The sequence below is a fragment of the Frigoribacterium sp. CFBP 13605 genome (genome assembly GCF_014839405.1).
Lineage (GTDB): Bacteria > Actinomycetota > Actinomycetes > Actinomycetales > Microbacteriaceae > Frigoribacterium.
Window position 1 is genome coordinate 1 of sequence record NZ_JACYNS010000198.1, and the last position, 1,763, is coordinate 1,763.

Annotated in this window: 2 protein-coding genes and 1 pseudogene; all 3 read left to right on the top strand. The window is 74.0% G+C overall.

Going from position 1 to position 1,763, the window contains the following annotated elements:
* Positions 1–492: pseudogene (locus tag IFT36_RS15955) on the top strand (hypothetical protein); the annotation flags it as partial.
* Positions 493–560: 68 nt separating this feature from the next.
* Positions 561–1,544 (top strand): Gfo/Idh/MocA family protein, encoded by a 984-nt coding sequence (locus IFT36_RS15960; RefSeq protein WP_192124722.1) that lies wholly within the window; start codon positions 561–563, stop codon positions 1,542–1,544.
* A gap of 31 nt (positions 1,545–1,575) precedes the next feature.
* On the top strand, positions 1,576–1,763 hold a 188-nt coding region (locus IFT36_RS15965; protein ID WP_200413658.1), incomplete at its 3' end, for a hypothetical protein.

Genomic DNA, 1,763 nt, shown 5'->3' on the forward strand with positions numbered 1-1,763 from the left:
CAGCCCGGCGCCGATGCCGGGAGCGGCGCGACGGGTGCCCCCGACGCGGCGAGCGGCGCCACGGGCACGACCGCCGCCGACCTCGACGCGTTCCGGACGGCGTACGACGAGCGGCGACAGGCGGCGTGCCTCGGGCTGCTGCCGGCCGCGAACGTGCGGTACGACGCGTGCCTCGAGCAGTACCTCTTCTGGGTCGCCGGCGACCCGAGCCCCGATCCGTTGAGCGCTTGGGGGCACAAGGGCGAGGTGGTCCGCAGCGACGGGGTGCCCCCGGTCGGCTGCGACGGCAACCTCGCGGGCGGCACGTCGACCACGGGCGACGTCGCCGCCGCCAAGTGGTGGGCCTCGGCCCCGCACCGCGACGCCGTCTACCGACCGGACTTCCGCGGAGACCTCGCGCACGCCTGTGTCGGGTTCGCCGCCGTGCACGGGGGAGCACCGGACGACAGCCCGGACTTCGTCCGTTCGGCCAGTCGTTGGTACGCCTGCTGAACGAACCGCGGGACGGCGCCTCGACCCTCGCGGGCCTCCCCGTCGGCGGTGACTGGTAGACAGTCCGCATGACACTTCGATGGGGAATCCTCGGCGCCGGCGGCATCGCCGCCACCTTCACGTCCGACCTGCAGGGGGCGGGGTCGACCGTCTCCGCCGTCGGATCGCGAGACCTGGCCAAGGCACGCGAGTTCGCCGACCGTGCCGGGGTCCCGGGGGCTCACGGCAGCTACGACGACCTGGTCGCCGACCCCGAGGTCGACGTGGTCTACGTCGCCACCCCGCACCCGTTCCACGCCGAGAACGCCCTGCTGGCCATCGCTGCCGGCAAGCACGTCCTCGTCGAGAAGGCCTTCACCGTGAACGCCATCGAGGCCGAGCGGGTCCACGCGGCCGCTCGCGAGGCCGGCGTGGTCGTCCTCGAGGCGATGTGGACGCGGTACACGCCGCAGAGCGCGCGACTGCGCGAGGTCGTGCGCTCCGGGGTCATCGGCGAGGTGCGCCTCCTGACGGCCGTGCACGTCCAGTCGCTGCCCACCGATCCCCACCACCGCATCAACGACCCGGCCCTCGGCGGCGGGGCCCTGCTCGACCTCGGGGTGTACCCGGTGTCGTTCGCGGACGACCTGCTCGGGGCGCCCTCGACGGTCTCGGCCGCCGCCACGCTGAGCGACCAGGGCGTGGACGCCCGCGTCGCGATCCAGCTCGGTCACGAGTCGGGTGCGACGGCCCAGCTGTACGCCGCCCTCGACACCTCGGGGCGCAACACGGCGACGCTGCTCGGCACCGCCGGCCGCATCGACGTCGACGACACGTTCTACGCGCCCGGGGGCTTCACGGTGCGTGATCAGGACGACGCCGTGGTCGAACGCTACGAGGCCGACGAGAACGGGCTGAGGGGCATGCACCACCAGGCGCTCGAACTCGAACGGGTCGTGGCGGCGGGCGAGCGAGAGAGTCCGCTGCTGACAGCCGCCGACGTCGTGGGCGTCATGCGCACCATGGACGAGGTCCGCCGACAGATCGGCGTGCGGTACCCCTCCGAGGGATGACGTGGGCGCGAGGCTCCGTATGATGTCCTCGATGAGCGATCAGGGTGAGCCACGTCACGACCGTCCCGAGTCGACCACGGGGGGCGACGGCGTCGGCTCCGGCGACGCGGCCCGGTCCACGGGGGCGGGCGCCTCGGTGCGGCGTTGGGTCTCCTCGCGTCCGCGGGGGGTCGTCGTGACGGCGGGCGTCCTCGCCTTCGCGCTGCTCGGCGGCGGCGC